The organism is Sporolactobacillus mangiferae, assembly GCF_023336505.1.
Classification (GTDB): domain Bacteria; phylum Bacillota; class Bacilli; order Bacillales; family Sporolactobacillaceae; genus Sporolactobacillus; species Sporolactobacillus mangiferae.
Genome location: NZ_JAMAST010000002.1, coordinates 232,434 through 251,931 on the forward strand (window position 1 = coordinate 232,434; position 19,498 = coordinate 251,931).

Genomic DNA, 19,498 nt, shown 5'->3' on the forward strand with positions numbered 1-19,498 from the left:
TCTCTCTCGACGCTCAGTATTCTAAATGCTCTTCTTTAGAGACACGCTTTCTGAAAACATAGTAGCTCCAGATTGAATAGCCAAGCACAAACGGCAGTAAAGTAATGGCTACAATCGTCATTACGGTCAGTGAATAGGAGCCTGAAGCGGAATTATATATTGTCAGATCATAGGCCGGTTTAATATTGCTGATCATCAATCTTGGGAATAGGCCGACAAATAATGAACTGACTGTCAATAGTATAACACCGGCGTTCATGCCAAATGCCCATCCGTCGCGTTTTTTCATCAGGAACAGGGCGGATAAAAGAAGAAGGAGCACATCCAGTATATAAATAGGATACAAAAACGAGCCCCGTTTCTCAAACAGATCGGTAACAAAGAAAGTCACAATGACAAAGGCAATCGCCGCAGCGGCAAGCAGCCAGAATATTTTTTTGGCTAACTGACGTGCACGGTTCTGTATCTCTTCTGTTGTTCGCAGACACAAATAGACAAGCCCATGATAAAGACACAGCAGCAGAATTAACAGACCACCGAGTACGGAATACGGATTGACAATACTGGTGAACGTCGCATGCATATTCATCTGCTTATCTATTGGAAGCCCCAAAACAAGGGTTGAGAACACAACACCCCACAAGAACGGACAAAGCAGACTGGCTGTAAAAATCGCCCAATCCCATGCAGCCGCCCATTTTGGATGCGCAACCTTTGCACGATACTCAAATGCAGTGCCTCGCGCAATCAGAAGCAGAAGCATAACGACAAGCGGCACATAAAATCCGCTGAACAGCGTCGCGTACCAGTTTGGAAATGCGGCAAACATCGCGCCACCTGCAGTAATCATCCATACTTCATTGGCATCCCAGAATGGTCCGATGGTGTTAATCAATACACGACGTTCTTGTTCATTATGAGCCACAAATCGTGTGGCCATGCCAACACCAAAATCATACCCTTCCAGAAAAAAGAAACCGATAAATAAGACTGCAATGAGCAGAAACCACAGTTCATTCAGTGACAACATGATACGCCTCCCCGTCAAACGGATCGTTGGTTTGCAGCGTTTCTTTTTCGTCCAGCGATGGTCCTTCTTTATATGTGCGGACAAACAGATAAATCATGACAACGGCTAAAATAGAATACATGCCGATAAACGCGATAATTGAAAATAACAGCTCACCGGCCGTGACGTTTGGCGATACACTGGCAGCGGTCTGCATATAACCGAACACAGTCCACGGTTGGCGGCCTATTTCAGTCATGAGCCATCCGGTTGTCGCGCCAATATAAGGAACAGCAATTGCCGCGACCATTAGACGAAGAAACCACTTGCTTTTCACTAATTTTTTTCTCCAGGCAAGAAGCGTCCCAACGATACCAAGCAGGCAGAGTACACCGCCCATGGCCGTCATCACGCGAAAGCTCCAGAATGTCGTCTTAACCGGCGGAATATAATTGCCCGCACCATATTTTTCCGTATACTCCTTTTGCAGCGTCTCAATACCTTTTACATTGCCGCTGAACGTTCCATAGGACAGGAAGTCAAGCAGATACGGGATTTTGATTTCATGATCGTTTTTATGATTCTTTGTATCAATGGAAGCGGCAACCGTCCAGGCAGCAGGGCTGCCACTATCTTTCCATAGTCCTTCACTGGCTGCCATTTTCATCGGTTGTGTCTGAACCAGATATTGTGCCTGAGCATGACCGAACAGCGCCAGAAGAACACCGGAAAACAAACCGATAATAATGGCAATCTTAAATGACTTGACATAAAACGCGACTTGCTTCTTCTTTAAAAGCGCGATGGCACTGATACCGGCGACGACAAAAGCACCGGTTGCAAATGATCCAAAAATCGTGTGCGGATATTCAACCCATAGTTGCGGATTCGCAAGCAGTGCCCAAAAATCATCCATTTCCGCTCTGCCATTGTTAATATGAAAACCTACCGGATGCTGCATAAAAGAATTCGCCGTCAGAATCCACAATGCGGATAAACTGGTCCCCGCAGTAACCAGCCAGATACATGCCAGGTGTGCCTTTTTGGATAAACGATCCCAGCCAAACAGCCAGATCCCGATAAAGGTCGATTCCATAAAAAAAGCAAGCAGTGCTTCAATCGCCAGCGGTGCACCAAAGACATCCCCCATGAAGCGTGAATACTCAGACCAGTTCATCCCAAACTGGAACTCCTGCAAAATACCGGTAACGACTCCGATTGCAAAGTTAATTAAAAAGAATTTCCCCCAAAATTGAGCCATTTTCTTGTAGATTTCATTGTTTTTCACAACATACATCGTCTCCATGATTGAAACAATCAGAACAAGACCGATGGACAGCGGCACAAAAAAGAAATGGAAAATAGTCGTTGCCGCATACTGAAACCTCGCTAAACTCAATACATCCATATGCTCTCCTCTTTTCAAATTGATGACTTGCCCTTGCCGTCACCTGTCTCTGTAAATAATGTATGAATGGCTAACCCGACTCGGTTTATCGGGTTTAAAAGTGTAACAGATGTCACATTCCAATTAATACTTTACAACTTCCACGCCTGATCTAACCGATATGTAAGTGACGATTCTGTGAACAAAAAGAACGAATTTTTTTTGACAATGTGATATAATTCATGGAATTCAATTCGCTAAATGGCTTGCATAAATTTATTTTCACAGGATGCGGTGATTTTCGCATTTAAAAGCAGGGCATATGCGCATCGAACAAGAGTTCCTGTACCAGCCTTCTTCAATCATGCAGCGCTGATTTATGTCTTTTTGGAGCATCGCCGCTTTGGCCGCTCGTTTGCCGCGGACATTCCAGGAACCTCTTCAGACAATCTGGAATCTGCGAGTTCTCGCTGACACCTGATCAACAGGAACGCTCCGCAGGCGCCAGCACACCTCCGCTTTGATTCTCGGCAGGACACTGGTTTATTAGTTTTCATATGGGTCAAAATCATATCTTTCTTTACTTGTTAGAAAACCTGGCTTTGCCAGGCCTCTGGCGAAGGCAAAGAAGCCGTCGCACTTATAATATAAGCCGCTGAATTTTAAATTTTCTTATAGTATAAGAAAAGACCGGCACCTGCCGGTCACGTTAGTCCCTTTTATTAAAATACGCATTGAGCTGCCCTCTTATCATGTGCTCTCTAAGCTTATTGTCGTAACGTTTGCGCTCTTTTTTCTGCATTTCTTTTCGCAATTCAGAAGTCTGCATACCGTCTTCCATCTTATTTGCGATATCCATAAGCGTTTCAACATCTGAGAAAGAGTATTTTCTGTTTCCCCGTTCGGTCCGTTCTGGAAAAATCAGTTTTCTCTTTTCATAGTATCGAATCTGCCGCTCGCTTAATCCAGTCAATTCACATACTGTTCCGATTGTAATGACCTTTTTATATAAATATGCATCTTTTTGCGAATGTGTTGCCACTCCCAGTTCCCCCTCTCTTCACAGCCAAATTTAAATTTTCGCTCAAAATCAATTGTAAGATAATATTACATTAATAATTGAGCTGATTCAATCTGTATGTCAGAAACTTTAACAAAATACCCGTTTTAATTTTATTCATCAGCTAAAATATAACTATAAAAATTTATTTTATAATCAAGGAGTATGTGAAATGCCTGATACGCTCAAAACAGAGGATGAACAGAAAAAGGATGCATTGATTAGCGTGCTTCTGGAACATGGTGTCTTCAAGTCAGAGAACCATCAGCTCTATGAATTGACGCTAAATGAACTTGAAGATGTCTGTCGCCACTATCTTCAAACCGATTGAAAGGATCAGGAAACCGGACACTCAGTCGTTAATTTTCAATCAGAGAACGCCCGCCCAAAGAAAAAACCACCCGAAGTAACAAACTTTCGAGCGGCGTGCAATCCCTTTTCACAGTACCGGCCATTCCAACGATCCTTCCAGGAGAAAATGGAGCATCCATGGCCACGGACCGTATCCTGCTCTGGTGTTGATATGTCCCTGTTCAGGAAAAATAAAACATGGAATACGATAGGCAAAATACTGCTTCATCTCATCCCGAGGAAGAAACGGATCGTTGCTCGATAGAATGAGCATCGATTGCTTTGCGATTCGCTTTATCGATGTTTTATCTTCCGGGAGTGGAAAGAAGTTTTGAATTTCTGGTTTTTTTACATGTTCAGAAGGCGGACAAACCATGATCAGCTGTTCTACGGTCCTGACGTTTTTCCTCGCCGCATAATGGAGCCATAAAATACAACCCAGACTATGTGTAATCACCGTCAGCGGTTGATCCGCCGGAATCGCCCGCAATTCCTGATCGAGCACTGCAAGCCACGTCTCCTTAACCGGATGATCCCATTGCGGAAATTGAGGGAACCATACTCTCCTGCCCTCATTTTTCAGTGAATGAACCAGCCATTCCTGCCAATGCCCGTCCGTACTTCCACCGAGACCGTGAAGCACAAGGAAACCTGTCATCATCAGCACCTCATCAGTAATCCTGCATTTTTCGTTCGTTTAATCCGGCCTATCCGGATAATGCATTTATTATACCATCAAAATAAGCGGATCCAAGAGATCGGATCCACTTATTTTCCACTCGATTGTGCGACTCGCTTTTCTTCCGCGTCACGAACGCGATGCGCGAGTCTGCTTGATGCGTCTGCCGCAATACTGGCAATCAAATCATCAAGAAATGTATTGACCTTGCCTTCTTTCTCCAAATCAAGCCGTCCGATGATTTTCGGTTTGACTTTATCCAGGTAGCCAAAAGTCGTCGCCGCGATGCTGCCGAAGCTTGACACCGCCCCTAATGCAATGGTCTCATCAACCCCGAATAAGCCTTCATCCTGATCAACCAGTGACTGAAGCGGTTCAGAAAGCATGTTCTTCTCAGCAAGACGATCCAGTTCGATCCCTACAAGGATCGCATGCTGCAGTTCTCTTTTCGCGAGGACCCCACGGACGTTCTCTTCACAAATTTCCATAGTCAGTCCCGACATAAATGGCTTCTGCAAATCAAATACGATCTCAGCAATATCTTCGATTTTCACACCTCGTTCAGACAAAGCTGTTTCAGCCGCCGTTTTCACGGCCCGAGAAGTGACTCTTTTTTTATTTGCCGAATAAAAAGTAGCATCCTCCGGAAGTGCGGGTGCGTAGGTTGCGCGTTTTGAAAATGGTTGCTCACTCATTGATCATGTCTCCTTTCAATACCGCATACCACAAAGCAATGATGGTTCAAAATCTTTCTGACAAAAGCAGTAACTGTTCAGCCACCGTATTCGCCGTTCAGACAAAGCCGTCAATCTGCCCGCTTTCATTTTATGCAAGCTTAAGAAAAAAATGACGAAACTTTGAAAATAAATATGCCGGCTGCCAAAAAAGGATCTGGTTAAAAAGCAGAGCCCATTCAGCAGAGGGCTGCATCGCTATCATAGCTCAAGTGCCCACCCCCAGGCAAGCGGAAACGCGCCGATCATCATGTGAATAAAACGCAGGCCAGTCTCCTAAACTAAACACGTGCTTTTATGACAGCAAATGAACGGATGAAAGGGAGATATACCTATGCACGAACTGCTCTCCATTGGCATTGAATTAAGTATCGGTTTATTTGCCTTGCTTTTGCTGACCAAAGTGATGGGCAGAGAATCGCTGTCTGAATCTACACCGTTCGACTTTATATCGATGATTGTTGTCGGCGATTTTGTCAGCGACGCAATCTATGATCCGGAAACTCATATTTTTAAAGTTATTTTCGCTATTCTGTTTTGGGGGATGCTGATCTATATCATTGATCTGATCACACTAAAGGTTCATCAATCGCGGAGCTTCTTTGAAAGCCAGCCCGCTCTGGTGATTAATAAAGGGCAAATCGACCGAAATATTTTGAAAAAAAATCGTGTCGACATGAACCATCTGCAAATGCTTCTTCGTGACCGAGGTATTTTTTCTTTCCGCGAAATTGAGTATGCCGTTCTGGAACCAAACGGAAAAGTGTCCGTCATTCGTAAATCGGAATATGAACAGACACAGCGCAAAGACTTGAATCTTTCAACGCCAACCCTCTCTTTTCCGGTGACCTTAATTAGTGACGGCATAATCCTCAAGAAAAATTTACAAGCTGTGCGGAAAACTGAGCCATGGCTGCTTGATGAATTAAAAAAGCACGCCATCGATGATCCAAAACATATCATGATTGCAGAGTGGCGGGATGAAGATGGGCTGTTTATTCAAAAAAAGAGTTCGTCATGACCTTTAATCATGCTGTTAAGCTGCACTGATAATGTGTCGGTTCATTTTTACCGGTTAAACAGAACACTCGTTTTTTACTCGAATAGCCCCAACTACCGAAAAGACCACATTGCTGCAACCCTTAAGCATCTAGCGTCATCCTTTGTCATCTAAAAACAAAAAAGATGCCCTCCGCCAATTTCTTGGAAAGAGAACACCTATACCGCCATAAAAAGGATCAACAGCCAAGTGTTTACCCTTTTTCAGATACTGATAATATTGAATCCGGCATCAACGTGAATGGTCTCACCAGTGATGTTACGCGAAAGATCGCTGAATAAGAAAAGTGCGGTGTTTCCGACATCTTCGGGACTGATCGAGCGACGAAGCGGTGCCTTTTCTTCAATGACTTTCAGTACACCGTTGAAATCAGAAATACCTTTCGCTGACAGCGTACGAATCGGACCCGCTGAAATGCCATTAACACGAATATTGTCTTTTCCCAGATCGTTCGCTAAATATTTCACACTTGCATCCAGGCTGGCCTTGGCAACGCCCATGACATTATAATTTCTGACGACACGTTCACCGCCAAGATAGGTCATAGTCACCACACTGCCGCCCTCCGTCATTAACTTTTTGGCTTCTTTCAATACTGCGGTCAGCGAATAGGCGCTGACATTTTGCGCCAGCAGGAAACCGTCACGCGTTGTATTCATGTAATCGCCGTCAAGTTCTTCTTTTCTGGCGAAAGCAATGCAATGTGCCAGGCCGTGAATGACACCGGCATCTTCTTTAATTTTTACAAAAGTATCTTTAATTTCTTCATCAACTGTAACATCGCAGGGATAGAAAAGACTGTCCTTCCCTTCAAGTGTTGCTGCAAGCTTTTCTACAGGTTCACGAAAACGTTCATTGTTGTATGTGAAGATTAACCGGGCGCCGGCACGGTCCAGAGCCTGAGCAATCCCCCAGGCAATACTTCTTTTATTGGCAACGCCCATCACCACATAGGTGCGTCCCTTAAGTGTTAAGTCCATATTTTTTATCCTCCTCGTACGTCAATCCAGAAATCATTATATCATGAAAGCGCATCTGCGTCCTTTTTCTCATCATGACCATCGTATTTTTGAACGCGGCACATAAATGAAAGACTTTGTCGAATAATTTATCTGGTCTATTGAAACAGTCAACAACGCGCCCGTTTTAATCCGCCCTTCTTGTTTCTTTTTTCTATACTTTACGCTATCATGATTAAGTACAGCAGGGCACTGCGCTTATTGACGACGATTGCAATTTTTAACGAAAGAAGAAGGACAGACACATGTTCAATAGAGACTCACTGGCAAAAATAGATTATACGTTATTTTTTATTATCTTCCTGCTCGCCTGCATCAGCTATATCTCCATCTCAATGGCCCCGCTGAAATCGGGGGCTCCCGCAGTCAGTCTTGCCCACCGCCAGATTGTATGGTACGTGGTCAGCACTGTGCTCGCAATAGGGGTCATGCTCTTTGATTATGACCGCCTGAAGCGAATGCATTGGATCTTTTACGGAATCGGCATGTTTCTGCTTAGTGGCCTGACACTGGCACAAATTGGTCTGCCTGTTCCTCTCGTTGACCAGTCGCACGGAGCAACCAGCTGGTATATGCTGCCGGGTGTAGGCCAGTTGCAGCCATCCGAATTTATGAAAATTTTCATGATCATTTCCATTGCAACAACCATTGACAGGCATAATGAAATATATCCAATTCGTGAACTGCGGGAAGACATGATTCTGCTCGGAAAAATTGCGCTTGTTTCTTTCCCGCCGTTCCTGCTTGTATTTGCTCAGCCCGATCTCGGCACGGCTCTGGTCATGTTCAGTATTATTCTCTCGATGACCCTGGTCAGCGGCATCAACTGGAAACTGGTCGCCGGCATTCTTTCAACCATTGTGTGCGGCCTTGCTTTCTTTACCGTCAGCTGGTTTCATTTTCCTGAGATCATTAATCTTTTTCTGAAGTCACACCAGAAGGATCGTTTTTTGGCATGGCAGAACCCCGAACGCTATTCGTCCGATGTCGGTTATCAGTTAATCCAGTCGATAAACTCAATTGGGTCCGGCGAATTCTTTAATCACGGCTTCAATTCGGCAATCACGCTGCCAGAGTCATATAATGATTTTATTTTTGCTGTCATAGGGGGCAGCTTCGGTTTCGTCGGGGCAGTAACGGTCGTTCTGCTCTTCTTCCTGCTGATCTCGCGTATCGTCAAGGCAGCAACAGAAACTCATGATCCGTTCGGAAGCTATATCTGTACTGGTATCGTTGGCATGATTATGTTTCAGGTTTTTGAAAATATCGGCATGACTATCCAGGTTATGCCGGTCACCGGAATTACCCTGCCGTTTCTCAGTTACGGCGGCAGTTCACTGCTTGCCAGCATGATCTGTGTCGGGCTTGTTCAAAGTGTACGGATTCAGACTCAAAAGTTTATGTTCTCTTAAAGAGCCCCATTAAGGGGGTATTTGTTTTTCTAACGCCATTATGAAAAGCCATCAGGAATCATTAAGCCTTTATCCATTAATTTCTTCGTAATTATGCCCCTCACTTTGGGAAAAATAATGATGATTAAATTCAAGGAATGATCGAAATGTTTGACATCATTGGCGATGTTCATGGCTGTTTTAATGAATTCAAACAGTTGACGAAAAAACTGGGTTATCAGTGGAGCGGTGAATTGCCTGTGCATCCAGAAAGAAGAAAAATTGTGTTTATCGGCGATATTACAGACCGTGGTCCGCTTTCTGTGTCCATGATTCAAATCGTCGTTACTCTTGTTGAGCAACATCTTGCTTTGTATGTCCCCGGCAATCACTGTAATAAATTATACCGGTTTCTAATTGGACGAAATGTCCAAATGATGCACGGGCTAGAAACAACGATACACGAATTAGAACAGCTGCCTGATCGCGAACGGTCACACATTTCAGAACAGTTTATCTCTCTTTATCAAAAATCGCCGCTGATCCTTTATCTGGATCAGCAGCGTCTGGTTGTCTGTCATGCCGGGATTAAGGAACAGGATCTGTTTAAACCAATCACACGCAAAATCAAAACCTTCGTGCTATACGGTGACATCACCGGAAAAAAAGATGCGCATGGTCTCCCTGAACGTCGGGACTGGGCAAAACACTACCATGGAAGACCTTTTATTGTGTACGGTCACACGCCGGTGAACAAACCGAGATGGATAAACAACACACTTAATTTGGACACGGGCTGCGTATTCGGCGGCAGTCTGACTGCACTCCGCTATCCTGAAATGGAAAGCGTATCCGTTCCCTCCTCCATGCCGAAAATGCCCGAGCATTTCAGATCGTTTCCAGATTAATCGGTTCTGTAATCAATCGAAGCATGTCTTCGGGACATGGCTGATGTAAGTGGATCATTTCGCTCGTAAATGGATGAACAAAAGAGACTTCGAAACTATGCAAAGCCTGACGGTCAATGAACGTCCGTGAACCGCCGTACAAATCATCTCCTAGCAGCGGATGTCCGATTGAAGCGAAATGTACCCGGATCTGATGCGTTCTGCCGGTCTGCAGACGCACAGCAACCAGTGTCCACTTTGTTGAACGCTGAAGCACTTTGAAGTGTGTTATTGATCTGCGTCCATTCTGCCAGTCCACTCTCCTCTCGATCGCGCTGCCCGCGCGCCGTCCGATCGGGGCATCAATCACCCCTTGATCTTCGGCAATGGTTCCTTCAACAAATGCCAGATACCTTCGGTGAATCTCTTTTTTCTTCTGCATTTTAAAAAAGCGCTCGTGGCCGAAGCGATGCTTGGCAACCAGCATCAGCCCCGACGTGTTGCGGTCCAGCCGATTAATGATATGCACCGTTGACGCGAGATCTTGCTTTCTTAAACAGTGCAGCAAGCCGTTTGCAAGCGTACCTGCTGGATATTGATGTGAGGGGATAACCGGGATCCCTGCCGGTTTATTGACCACCATCACCACGTCATCTTCAAATAAAATATCGAGCGGCATGGCTTCCTCCGCAAGAAATTCGCTGGGGGTTTCAGGAGGGAAAAGAACAGTCAGCTGCTCGCCATCCTGAAGCACATGACGTACCGTCCGTTCTTCCCCGTCCACAAGCAGTTTACCACCCTTATATTTAATTGCAGATAGTGTCCTTCTGGAAATTTTCAATTGTTTCTCTAAATAGTCACGCATGGTCAGCCCATGCTCCAACTGACTCATTGTTTTTACAATGCGATAAGTGTGTTTCGTCATGCTGCATGGAACCTGGGTTCCTCATTCACGTCCTTGCATGCTTCGTCATTATCCAATAAATGAATCGCGTACCCTGCGCCAAAACGGAAAACGGCGAAAGCGCGCGAAACGAATTTTCTCATCGGCGACACCAAATTCTACCTGTCTGATTTGGTGATGAATACTTGACAGATGATCTACAGTGACTTTTAACGATTGATCGGTGCCAGGAACCACCTGACAATAATGATGCCGCGGCAGTATGAGCGGTGATCCTACCGTTCGAAAGACACGATTATTAATCGACGCAATTTCCGTCAGCTGAAACGTGGCCAGAGATGGGTGGATGATCGCGCCCGACAGTCCTTTATTGTATGCCGTTGAACCGGTCGGCGTAGAAAAGCACAGTCCGTCTCCGCGAAAGCTTTCAAACTTTTCTCCTTTAATCAGCACGTCCGCGACAAGCAATCCATCAACACTGCGCACAGTGCACTCATTCAGTGCCAAAAAATGCTTTGCTCTTACCTGATCTTCATATTCAATAGCAACACTCAGCAATGGATAGGCCACAATATCAAAATTCCCGCTGACAATAGATTGAACAAGTTCGTCAACTTCCTCCGCCGTCCAGTCCGCATAAAAACCCAGATGTCCGGTATGTACTCCGACAAACGCTGTAAGATTCAAACGATTCGAATAATGATGAAAAGCCTGCAGCAACGTTCCATCCCCGCCAACTGAAATGACAAGATCCGGCTGCACTTCATCGTATATCAATTGATGTTTCTGCAGTTGCGCGCAAATCTGCGTTTGCAGTGCCTTTGAAAACGTATCACCTCTGTTTTCAATGGCGAATTTACGCAACCTTTTCCCGGATGCCGCTTCTTTCATCTGTTGCATATTTTGACTCATGTCTGCGAGAACTCCTTCCCATTGGCCAGTGATCCGTTCGATGATTCGGCAACCCGCTATTCTTCTTCATCAGCATTTTTCTGAAGAAAACGGATCTGTGCAACGCGAACCTCATCACGAATCTGAGACATCTCTTCATCCAGGCGAAACGCGGCTTCTGCTGCATTCAGCAGTCTTTTTTTTACATCCGCAGGTATTTTCCCTTTATATTTATAGTTCAGTGAATGTTCAATCGTCGCCCAGAAGTTCATGGCCAGCGTTCGTACTTGAATCTCAACCAGAATCTTCTTTTCACCGCTGACCGTCTGAACCGGATACTGGACAACCACGTGATAAGAACGATAACCGCTTTTTTTCTTTTCATTAATGTAATCACGTTCTTCGACCACAACCAAATCCGTCCGATTTCGAATTAACTGAACAACACGATGGATATCATCAACAAATTGACACATGACACGAATGCCTGCCAGATCCTGCATTTGCGTATTTAATTGTGTCAGCGGCATGCCTTTTCTTCGTGCTTTCTCCATAATGCTCGGAATCGGTTTGACCCTGCCTGTGACAAATTCAATCGGTGAATTTTCCGCAGTCACTTCGTAAAGGTCACGGTATCCGCGCAATTTTACCTTAAGTTCATCAACTGCCTGTCTGTAAGGCGCAAGAAATATCTCCCACTCCATGTCTATTCATCACTCCATTTAAACCAGGACAAGAACAAGGCATCATTACTATGCTGTTCGTCTGACTGAAAAATTAAAGTCAGTCTGTTGTTTCTTCTCCCTCATTATGTCATAATTTAAAAGAAGTTACGAGTATCAGATTCGGGAACAGGGCGGGAAATACATATGACTCAGCAATTAGAAATCGAATATAAGAACATGCTGACCGCCGAAGAATTTTCAGCACTTTGTACCGCATTCAGGATCAAAGCATCCGCTTTTATTAAACAAGTCAACTGCTATTTCGACACACCGACATTTGCTTTGAAAGCGAAGAAAACGGTTCTGCGTATTCGTGAGACCGGAAATCAGCATGACTTTACGTTAAAACAGCCTCATAACGGAATGATTCTTGAGACACATCAGCTGCTTGATGCCGCTGAAAGCCGTGCCATGATTCAAATGGGCATCGTTCCGTCCGGTGAAATCGAACAGGTCATTACACAATTGGGTGTCGACGCAGACAAACTCGTATTTATAGGCGAACTGATCACGAAACGCTGTCAGTTCCCTTATCAATCCGGGACGCTTTTCCTTGATCACAGTATCTATCTGGATCATGATGACTATGAACTTGAATACGAAGCTGCTGATCCATATTCCGGCGATGCGATATTCAGCGCTCTGCTTCGTGAACATTGCATCCCGCGCAGACCGTCCAAAAGCAAAATGATTCGACTCTTTCAAGCCATTCAAGAAAAAAGGGGATGAAATTGATGTCTGTTGATCCAAATACAATTGCTCAGCTTTTATCTCTGTCATTCACGACCGGCAATCAAAATGTTTCCGATCAGTCAAACCTTTTATCCGGCCAAACGAATTCCGCTTATTCCAATCTGTTTGGCACATTGCTCATGCTCATGATGAACAATGATTCAGGAAACTCAATGACCGCCCTTTCAAGGACGGCATCTGAGGCGGACACTGGTGCACTCACTGCAGGCGCAAGCGCCGATACAGACCGTTTACTCTGGCAGCAGCTTTCCTCCTCCGTCTCACCGCTTGGCCAGAGCAGCGCAGCTTCTGCTTCTTCATTAAGCGGAACCGGAAAAACTTCCGATTATGAACCCGCTATTCAAGCGATGAGCAAAAAGTATTCAGTTGACGCCAACTTGATCCGGTCAGTCATTGAAGCTGAATCTGGGGGAAACCCGAACGCAACAAGTGCGGCCGGTGCCGAGGGACTGATGCAGCTGATGCCCGGGACCGCCGCAGGATTAGGTGTCACCAACGCCTATGATCCAGTCCAGAATATCGAAGGCGGTACGAAATACCTGCGCAAACTGCTTGATCGTTACAATAATAATTATGCACTCGCTCTTGCTGCGTATAATGCCGGATCGGGAAATGTTGAAAAATACGGAGGCATACCTCCGTTTACCGAAACACAGGCCTACGTCAAAAAAATTATGAATAATCTTCAAACTGTTTCTGTCTGAAAGGCAGCTGGTTTCCATGGATGATGAACGCATGAAAGCAATTGAAGCGCGTCTTGATACATTAGAACAGCGTTTAAATGACTCACATGTGCAGCAACAGCACCGTCCCCTGATCGGATCGAATGTCTGGGTACTTGTACCGCTGGCTGCGATTATTATGTGGGGGCTGAGAGGGCTTTTTTAATGCGCTGACATGGTATCCCTATTTTTAAGGTACAGAAGCTATGTTATCAGCAACGCCCGATACCGGAGAATATCCGATATCGGGCGTTGCTTATCTATTTCTTCTTATATCGTTGGCGCTGTTCTTTACCCCGTGGATCATCCTGTTTGCTTTATTTGATACGCATGCGCCACTTTGCATTAAGCCCTCCCCCATGAGAGGGAGTCAGAAGCGGTAAAGTCTAAATGTGCCCGGTGTTACAGGGCACGGTCATCGATCTGATCCAGCCAGTCTGTCACTGCTTTGATCGTAGAAGCCACACACCCTTCATTAAAGGGGGACTCCAGACCTGCCGATTTCACAAGCTCCAGAAAAGACTTGCTGCCGCCAAGTCCACAGAGCTTCAAGTAGTCTTTCCATGCCGAATCATAGTCCTCCTGTGACTTCTTCCAGAATTCAAAGGCACAGACCTGGGCCAATGTATAATCGATATAGTAGAACGGTGATTCGTAAATATGCCCCTGACGTTGCCAGAAACCACCCTTTTCAAGAAAATCGATACCGTCGTAATCGCGATACGGCAAGTATTTCCGCTCAATCTTCTTCCATGCCTGTTTCCGTTCATCCGGCGTCATTTCCGGATGCTCATAGACGACATGCTGGAACTCATCAACGCTGACTCCATAAGGCAAGAACAAAAGCGCACTGCTCAGGTGCGAGAATCTCCGTTTATCTGCATCTTCTTTAAAAAATAATTCCATCCATGGCCAGGTAAAAAATTCCATGCTCATGGAATGAATTTCCGCACCTTCAAAAGTAGGCCACCGGTATTCAGGAATTGAGGTTTTCGTTGTATAGACTTGGAACGCATGTCCCGCCTCATGTGTCAAGACATCAATGTCATCAGCCGTTCCGTTGAAATTCGAAAAAATAAACGGTGATTCGTAATCAAAAATATACTCACAATAACCTCCTCCTGCTTTTCCTTTTGCGGATAGCAGATCCATCAGATGGTGGTCAAGCATAAATTGATAAAATGCACCTGTTTCAGGGGAAAGCTCCGTATACATTTTTTTGCCGTTCTCAATGATCCATTCCGCATCCCCCTTCGGCGTTGCATTTCCGGTAGTAAATTGGAGCGGCGCATCATAGAATTTTAAAGTTTCGACACCGATACGTCTGCGCTGGCGTTCATAGAGCCGGTTTGCTGCCGGCACCACATACTTCCTGATCTGTTCACGATAGTTTCTGACCATTTCCCGGTCATAACCAATGCGCGACATCCGATAATAACTAAGATCCGCGTAATTTTTAAATCCAAGTTTATGCGCGATTTCTGTGCGGATCTTAACCAGCTGATCATAAATTTCATCAAATTCCCGTTCATGATCCGCGAAGTAGCCGAAATAAGCTTCAAGTGCCGCTCGCCTCACCTTACGATCAGAGGACTGCTGAAATGGAGACAGCTGTACCAGCGTTCGTTCCTCGCCCTGAAAAGAAATTTTTGCAGCGGCAATTAATTGTGTGTATTTAGATGCCCACTTGTTTTCCTGCTGCATGAGTTCAATGGTCTCAGGGGCAAAAGATCTCAGCTGTGCCTCTGCCAGCGCAAACAATTGATGACCCCACTTATTTTCCAGTTCTGCTCGAAACGGAGAATCAAGCAGCAGCTTATAAAATTCAGTTGTCTTCCCTTCAAAAACAGGCATTGCTTCATCCGTAAAGTCATTTTCCGCTTTATAGAATGCATCTTCCGTATTAATTGTGTGCCTGATTTGGACCAGCCGGAACATCGTGTCTAAATGCACGCGCATATGATTAATTTTTTCTACAGACTGAACGGCTTCTTCAAGCGTTTTCGCCTGTTTCAATGCATCAAACGACTTTCGAAAAGCTTCTTCATACTCTGCGATATCAGGCCGTTCATACTTATAATTTTCAAAAACTGTCACTGCAAAACACCCCTTTTGAAGCCTTGTCTTATTATTTTCTGCCATTAATATCTTAACCATTATATTAGAAAAGCCAGGCTAAGCCTAGTCCTTACTTCCGCACGATGCGGTGGCTTCCACGTTGTTCACAGGACGTACTTTCACAGGATGGTGGCTTTCGCGTTACATACAGGACGTATGCGCCCTTAGCGAAAGTTCTTTATAGTTATTAAAAAGTTCCTTACATTAGTGGAAGTTCCTTCTACTCTGTAATCGAACTGGGTTCGTGTCTTTACAGTACTGAATCGACACTTCAGCTGCTCGCTGGCACGCGGGGTCCCGCCTGAGATATTCTTTATGATGGACTTCCCAGAAAACCTTTTATACAGGCGATTTTTCTGTGTATTTATGTTAAAATACAAAGGTTACACCATGAATTATCCAGGATCGTTTCCTGAAAACATCGATTAATCTTTTTGAATTTTTTCATCCCTTCTAGGAGTGGTCATTTATGGAGTGGCAACAGATTGAATACTTTCAAAAAGTTGCTCAGCTGCAGCATATGACGCAAGCTGCAGAAGCCTTGTCCATCTCACAGCCCGCACTCAGCAGGTCGATTGCCCGCCTTGAGGAAGAACTGGGGATCCCTCTTTTTGAGCGACAGGGCAGAAATATTATTCTCAATCAGTATGGGAAAGTATTTTTAAAGCATGTTAACCGGATTCTTAAAGAGATTGAAGAAACAAAAAAAGAAATCCGCTCACTGCTCGATCCGGAATACGGAGAAGTTTCACTCGGTTTTCTGCACACCCTCGGCGTTAATATGATTCCGAACATTCTTCGTGCATTTCAAAAAGAGCATGGCAATGTAAAAATAAAACTTTACCAAAACAATAATGTCTCCCTGCTCAAGCAACTCCAGGCAGGTGAGATTGATCTGTGCCTGGTGCATCATGCCTTTGACGACCCGCATATTCAGTGGGAAAGGCTATGGAATGAAGAACTTTTCTTGATGCTTCCTGCATCCCACCCGCTTGCAAGCAGAGCATCCATCACTTTAGATGAAATTCAGTCCGAACCGATGATCGCTCTTAAAAAAGGCTATGAATTACGCAAGATCGCTGATCGACTCTGCCGAAAGGCAAATTTCACGCCGAATATAACGTTTGAAGGAGAAGAAGTCACCACTCTGGCCGGATTAGTCGCTGCCGGACTTGGCGTCGCACTGCTTCCCGATCAAAAAGATATTGATGACACCAAAGTCGCTAAACTGCATGTTCGCTGGCCTACCTGCTCCAGGCAAATCGGCCTCTCCTGGTATGAGGACCGCACGCTGTCTCCCGCAGCAGCCCACTTTAAACGTTTCGTCTTCACGCATTATCGAGAATAGATAAAGAGCGGGGCCTGTGAGTCCCGCTCTTTGCTTTATAATTATTTTGCCGCAGGTTTTTTAAAGAGCTTTTCAAAATACTCGTAATCATGCAATCCGAGTGTCTTCCTGGCCTCTTGGGCAGGCACCCCGTGCTTCATCGCTTGAATCGCTCGTTGCTGCTCCTCGTTATGGAATGTTCCTATGACTTTATTGGTCTCCAGTATGTTTGTAAATGCATCAGGATCAATTGCCTTAATTAACCGTTCGATTTTATAAAGCTCATAGTGGCTGATGACCACCATCAATGTGCTTTTTTCTGTCCCGGTAAATCCGCCAAATGATGGAATAACAGTCATACCGCGATCAAATTGATCCTGAATCGCCTCTGTCATACGTTCTGCCTGATCGGTTACCGTCAGCACGGTGAGTTTCTGATATTTCGTATGAATCATATCAATGACATAGCTGTTGACAAAACGCGAGATAAGCGTATAAAGTGCAAACTGCCACTCATATACTGCTCCTGCAATCACAATAATAATACCGTTCAGTATTAAAAAATATTTTCCCGATGACGCATTGCGGTTTCTACGAGTCAGATAGATGGCGATAATGTCCAGACCACCTGTTGAGATACCATATTTTAGCGCCATGCCAACACCGACTGCTGAAATCATCCCGCCAAAGATCGAATTCAGCAAAATATCCGATGACAGCGGATAAACCGGCAGAACGGTCAAGAAAAATGACGTCAGAACAACGGTGATGAAACTGAAAAGTGTAAAGCTTTTACCAACCCTGAACCAACCCAACACAGCGATCGGCAGATTCATCGTCAAAACCAAAAGACCGATAGACAGATGGATGTGCAACCCGTCATGAACAATATCGGAGAGCAGCTGGGCCGCTCCATTTATACCAGCTGCATATACATGAGCGGGTACAAGAAACAGGTTCATACTGAGTGCACATAAAAAAGCGGCACATATCGAGATACATAGTTTTCTGGCCACTTCGCTGAAAACAGAAACTCGTAGCATATCTTTCTTCCTTCGTCAAATGAATTATTCATTGCCCCGGGTCTCAAATTATAACACCTCGACCGCTGGATTCAACCTCTGAAAGGATTTTCCAAACAATTTCATTTATCAAAATAAAACAATTATTCGGGCACTTATTTGAGCCGCTGATTTACACTTTTGGATTGCATCATCACCTGCCGCATACAGCACTTAATCAGAGCCAACAAGATTTCTTGAATGTGACTGCGCTTTATGTTTTCCTATAGTACATGCAAGAAAATACTCATTAAGTACTGATTAGTTGCCCTTCATGAACAGAACTTGTTACAATATAGAAAGTTTCAGGGCAATGAAAATGTGACGCTTTCATCCACTCACTGATTGAAATGGGCATAATAAGATAAAGGCAGGTTGACTTTCATTCATAATGAATACACATAAGGGTAAAATGGAAAGCTTTGGCTATCAGCAGTACCTACCTGCTGGCGCCATTTCGATGCCAATCCATTTAAAATTGCTTCCAGAGGTGGAATCCCATGACATACTTTGAAAAAGGAACAACATGCGAGGGAACACCAGGAAATGAGTTCTGTACAGTGAATCTTGGTCGGAAACGATCTTTCCAACGCGTTGAAATTCTTGCATTCATTGATCCGCTTTGTCCGGAATGCTGGGGCTTTGAACCCTTAATAAAAAAATTTATGTTGCAATATCATGATTATGTTACACTTCGTGTCCTGCTGACAACCAGACATGACACAGCAAATCGATGCCAGTTCCACCATGCGAAAAAAATTGCTGAAGAGTGGGATAAATATGCACGGCTGACCGGAATGTGCTGTGACAGCGATGTCTGGCTTGAGAATCCGCCGTCTCCGTATGCCATTGCCTATGCAATCAAAGCGGCAGAATTTCAGGGACGTGCGGCCGGCCTGATCTTTCTTCGCCGTGTTCGCGAACAGATTTTTTTGAGAAAACAGGGACTGAATCTTTTTGAAGAACTGCTTGACGTTGCTCGGCTTTCCGGATTAAATGAGCAGGAATTTTCAAATGATTATCATTCCTGCCGTCCAATCAAGGCATTCCAGTGTGACCGTAAACTGGCTAATGAAATGGCGATTACCGAATTGCCGACTTTGGTTTTTTCAACGCCCTGTAATGATTCGGAAGCCATTAAAGTCAACGGTCAATATCCCTATTCCGTCTATGTCGAAATATTGACCGATTTACTCGGAGAAAAACCTGTGCCTAGGCCGAATATCCCAATCTCTGCATATATTGAGCAGCAGCGTTTTCTAACGACCAAGGAAGTGGCCGTGGTTTATGACCTGACTGAGGAAGCGGCGCTAAAAGAATTACGCAAACTGCAGCTGCAGCAAATTATTGAACCGATCGTGCTTAAAAGCGGTGAGTACTGGTCCTACATCCTGAATGCCAAATAACATAGATCAGATTA

General features: G+C 44.7%; 20 protein-coding genes. 9 read left to right on the forward strand and 11 right to left on the reverse strand.

What is annotated here, in order from left to right; translation table 11 throughout:
* Positions 1–13 precede the first annotated feature (13 nt).
* The 3 genes from cydB to M3N64_RS03530 all read right to left on the reverse strand — a co-directional run bounded on the left by cydB (position 14) and on the right by M3N64_RS03530 (position 3,438).
* The gene (gene cydB / locus M3N64_RS03520) at positions 14–1,030 is read right to left on the reverse strand and encodes a cytochrome d ubiquinol oxidase subunit II (protein ID WP_249098082.1); all 1,017 of its coding nucleotides are present in this window, start codon (positions 1,028–1,030) and stop codon (positions 14–16) included.
* Positions 1,014–2,417, reverse strand: a complete 1,404-nt coding sequence (locus tag M3N64_RS03525; RefSeq protein ID WP_249098101.1) for a cytochrome ubiquinol oxidase subunit I — start codon at positions 2,415–2,417, stop codon at positions 1,014–1,016. Before M3N64_RS03525 ends, cydB begins: the two co-directional genes overlap by 17 nt.
* Before the next feature lie 688 nt (positions 2,418–3,105).
* Complete coding sequence (locus M3N64_RS03530) at positions 3,106–3,438, reverse strand: MerR family transcriptional regulator (RefSeq protein WP_249098103.1); 333 nt, start codon at positions 3,436–3,438, stop codon at positions 3,106–3,108.
* A gap of 190 nt (positions 3,439–3,628) precedes the next feature.
* Between M3N64_RS03530 and M3N64_RS03535 the strand changes: the two genes are divergently transcribed.
* A complete protein-coding gene (locus M3N64_RS03535; protein WP_249098107.1) occupies positions 3,629–3,787 on the forward strand; it encodes a Fur-regulated basic protein FbpA in 159 nt (52 codons plus the stop codon).
* 108 nt (positions 3,788–3,895) lie between these two features.
* On the opposite strand, the gene M3N64_RS03540 is transcribed toward M3N64_RS03535, so the two are convergent.
* Both M3N64_RS03540 and M3N64_RS03545 read right to left on the reverse strand, forming a co-directional pair.
* Positions 3,896–4,468, reverse strand: coding sequence for an RBBP9/YdeN family alpha/beta hydrolase (locus M3N64_RS03540; protein ID WP_249098122.1), 573 nt, complete (start codon positions 4,466–4,468; stop codon positions 3,896–3,898).
* A 107-nt stretch (positions 4,469–4,575) separates the two neighbouring features.
* On the reverse strand, positions 4,576–5,181 hold the full coding sequence (locus M3N64_RS03545) for a phosphatidylglycerophosphatase A family protein (protein ID WP_249098125.1): 606 nt from the start codon (positions 5,179–5,181) through the stop codon (positions 4,576–4,578).
* Positions 5,182–5,554: 373 nt separating this feature from the next.
* Here M3N64_RS03545 and M3N64_RS03550 point away from each other — a divergent pair, with 373 nt between their 5' ends.
* The gene (locus M3N64_RS03550; RefSeq protein ID WP_249098128.1) at positions 5,555–6,241 is read left to right on the forward strand and encodes a DUF421 domain-containing protein; all 687 of its coding nucleotides are present in this window, start codon (positions 5,555–5,557) and stop codon (positions 6,239–6,241) included.
* A gap of 242 nt (positions 6,242–6,483) precedes the next feature.
* Here M3N64_RS03550 and fabI read toward each other — a convergent pair whose 3' ends face one another.
* On the reverse strand, positions 6,484–7,260 hold the full coding sequence (fabI, locus tag M3N64_RS03555; RefSeq protein WP_249098131.1) for an enoyl-ACP reductase FabI: 777 nt from the start codon (positions 7,258–7,260) through the stop codon (positions 6,484–6,486).
* 284 nt (positions 7,261–7,544) lie between these two features.
* On the opposite strand from fabI, the gene M3N64_RS03560 reads away from it, so the two are divergent.
* Positions 7,545–8,711 (forward strand): FtsW/RodA/SpoVE family cell cycle protein, encoded by a 1,167-nt coding sequence (locus M3N64_RS03560; RefSeq protein ID WP_249098134.1) that lies wholly within the window; start codon positions 7,545–7,547, stop codon positions 8,709–8,711.
* A 146-nt stretch (positions 8,712–8,857) separates the two neighbouring features.
* The gene (gene prpE / locus M3N64_RS03565) at positions 8,858–9,598 is read left to right on the forward strand and encodes a bis(5'-nucleosyl)-tetraphosphatase PrpE (protein ID WP_249098137.1); all 741 of its coding nucleotides are present in this window, start codon (positions 8,858–8,860) and stop codon (positions 9,596–9,598) included.
* On the opposite strand, the gene M3N64_RS03570 is transcribed toward prpE, so the two are convergent.
* The 3 genes from M3N64_RS03570 to yjbM are packed head-to-tail and all read right to left on the reverse strand — an operon-like array spanning position 9,579 to position 12,076.
* Positions 9,579–10,502: an RluA family pseudouridine synthase gene (locus tag M3N64_RS03570; RefSeq protein WP_249098139.1), complete on the reverse strand. Its 924-nt coding sequence runs from the start codon at positions 10,500–10,502 to the stop codon at positions 9,579–9,581. The two genes, prpE and M3N64_RS03570, sit on opposite strands and share 20 nt — an antisense overlap.
* 48 nt (positions 10,503–10,550) lie before the next feature.
* Positions 10,551–11,393 carry an NAD kinase gene (locus M3N64_RS03575; protein ID WP_249098152.1) on the reverse strand — a complete coding sequence of 281 codons (843 nt, stop codon included), beginning with the start codon at positions 11,391–11,393 and terminating at the stop codon, positions 10,551–10,553.
* A 56-nt stretch (positions 11,394–11,449) separates the two neighbouring features.
* Positions 11,450–12,076, reverse strand: coding sequence for a GTP diphosphokinase (yjbM, locus tag M3N64_RS03580; protein WP_249098155.1), 627 nt, complete (start codon positions 12,074–12,076; stop codon positions 11,450–11,452).
* Positions 12,077–12,241: 165 nt separating this feature from the next.
* Between yjbM and M3N64_RS03585 the strand changes: the two genes are divergently transcribed.
* From M3N64_RS03585 to M3N64_RS03595, 3 genes are read left to right on the forward strand one after another with little or no spacing between them, the layout of a single operon-like run.
* Complete coding sequence (locus M3N64_RS03585) at positions 12,242–12,826, forward strand: CYTH domain-containing protein (protein ID WP_249098157.1); 585 nt, start codon at positions 12,242–12,244, stop codon at positions 12,824–12,826.
* 5 nt (positions 12,827–12,831) lie between these two features.
* Positions 12,832–13,554 (forward strand): lytic transglycosylase domain-containing protein, encoded by a 723-nt coding sequence (locus M3N64_RS03590; protein ID WP_249098161.1) that lies wholly within the window; start codon positions 12,832–12,834, stop codon positions 13,552–13,554.
* Between the two features lie 31 nt (positions 13,555–13,585).
* On the forward strand, positions 13,586–13,738 hold the full coding sequence (locus M3N64_RS03595) for a hypothetical protein (RefSeq protein WP_249098163.1): 153 nt from the start codon (positions 13,586–13,588) through the stop codon (positions 13,736–13,738).
* Positions 13,739–13,974: 236 nt separating this feature from the next.
* Here M3N64_RS03595 and M3N64_RS03600 read toward each other — a convergent pair whose 3' ends face one another.
* On the reverse strand, positions 13,975–15,669 hold the full coding sequence (locus M3N64_RS03600; protein WP_249098166.1) for a M3 family oligoendopeptidase: 1,695 nt from the start codon (positions 15,667–15,669) through the stop codon (positions 13,975–13,977).
* 490 nt (positions 15,670–16,159) lie between these two features.
* Between M3N64_RS03600 and M3N64_RS03605 the strand changes: the two genes are divergently transcribed.
* Positions 16,160–17,038, forward strand: coding sequence for a LysR family transcriptional regulator (locus M3N64_RS03605; RefSeq protein ID WP_249098168.1), 879 nt, complete (start codon positions 16,160–16,162; stop codon positions 17,036–17,038).
* 41 nt (positions 17,039–17,079) lie between these two features.
* Here the strand turns inward: M3N64_RS03605 and M3N64_RS03610 are convergent, their stop codons facing one another.
* Complete coding sequence (locus M3N64_RS03610) at positions 17,080–18,060, reverse strand: YitT family protein (protein WP_249098170.1); 981 nt, start codon at positions 18,058–18,060, stop codon at positions 17,080–17,082.
* Between the two features lie 518 nt (positions 18,061–18,578).
* On the opposite strand from M3N64_RS03610, the gene M3N64_RS03615 reads away from it, so the two are divergent.
* The gene (locus tag M3N64_RS03615; RefSeq protein WP_249098172.1) at positions 18,579–19,484 is read left to right on the forward strand and encodes a DsbA family protein; all 906 of its coding nucleotides are present in this window, start codon (positions 18,579–18,581) and stop codon (positions 19,482–19,484) included.
* The last annotated feature ends 14 nt before the right edge of the window (positions 19,485–19,498 follow it).

Excerpts from the sequence above, each read along its gene's own strand:
- cydB (WP_249098082.1), bottom strand. The coding sequence starts at position 1,030 with ATGTTGTCACTGAATGAACTGTGGTTTCTGCTCATTGCAGTCTTATTT.
- M3N64_RS03525 (WP_249098101.1), bottom strand. The coding sequence starts at position 2,417 with ATGGATGTATTGAGTTTAGCGAGGTTTCAGTATGCGGCAACGACTATT.
- M3N64_RS03535 (WP_249098107.1), top strand. The coding sequence starts at position 3,629 with ATGCCTGATACGCTCAAAACAGAGGATGAACAGAAAAAGGATGCATTG.
- M3N64_RS03540 (WP_249098122.1), bottom strand. The coding sequence starts at position 4,468 with ATGATGACAGGTTTCCTTGTGCTTCACGGTCTCGGTGGAAGTACGGAC.
- M3N64_RS03545 (WP_249098125.1), bottom strand. The coding sequence starts at position 5,181 with ATGAGTGAGCAACCATTTTCAAAACGCGCAACCTACGCACCCGCACTT.
- M3N64_RS03550 (WP_249098128.1), top strand. The coding sequence starts at position 5,555 with ATGCACGAACTGCTCTCCATTGGCATTGAATTAAGTATCGGTTTATTT.
- fabI (WP_249098131.1), bottom strand. The coding sequence starts at position 7,260 with ATGGACTTAACACTTAAGGGACGCACCTATGTGGTGATGGGCGTTGCC.
- M3N64_RS03560 (WP_249098134.1), top strand. The coding sequence starts at position 7,545 with ATGTTCAATAGAGACTCACTGGCAAAAATAGATTATACGTTATTTTTT.
- prpE (WP_249098137.1), top strand. The coding sequence starts at position 8,858 with ATGTTTGACATCATTGGCGATGTTCATGGCTGTTTTAATGAATTCAAA.
- M3N64_RS03570 (WP_249098139.1), bottom strand. The coding sequence starts at position 10,502 with ATGACGAAACACACTTATCGCATTGTAAAAACAATGAGTCAGTTGGAG.
- M3N64_RS03575 (WP_249098152.1), bottom strand. The coding sequence starts at position 11,393 with ATGAGTCAAAATATGCAACAGATGAAAGAAGCGGCATCCGGGAAAAGG.
- yjbM (WP_249098155.1), bottom strand. The coding sequence starts at position 12,076 with ATGGAGTGGGAGATATTTCTTGCGCCTTACAGACAGGCAGTTGATGAA.
- M3N64_RS03585 (WP_249098157.1), top strand. The coding sequence starts at position 12,242 with ATGACTCAGCAATTAGAAATCGAATATAAGAACATGCTGACCGCCGAA.
- M3N64_RS03590 (WP_249098161.1), top strand. The coding sequence starts at position 12,832 with ATGTCTGTTGATCCAAATACAATTGCTCAGCTTTTATCTCTGTCATTC.
- M3N64_RS03595 (WP_249098163.1), top strand. The coding sequence starts at position 13,586 with ATGAAAGCAATTGAAGCGCGTCTTGATACATTAGAACAGCGTTTAAAT.
- M3N64_RS03605 (WP_249098168.1), top strand. The coding sequence starts at position 16,160 with ATGGAGTGGCAACAGATTGAATACTTTCAAAAAGTTGCTCAGCTGCAG.
- M3N64_RS03610 (WP_249098170.1), bottom strand. The coding sequence starts at position 18,060 with ATGCTACGAGTTTCTGTTTTCAGCGAAGTGGCCAGAAAACTATGTATC.
- M3N64_RS03615 (WP_249098172.1), top strand. The coding sequence starts at position 18,579 with ATGACATACTTTGAAAAAGGAACAACATGCGAGGGAACACCAGGAAAT.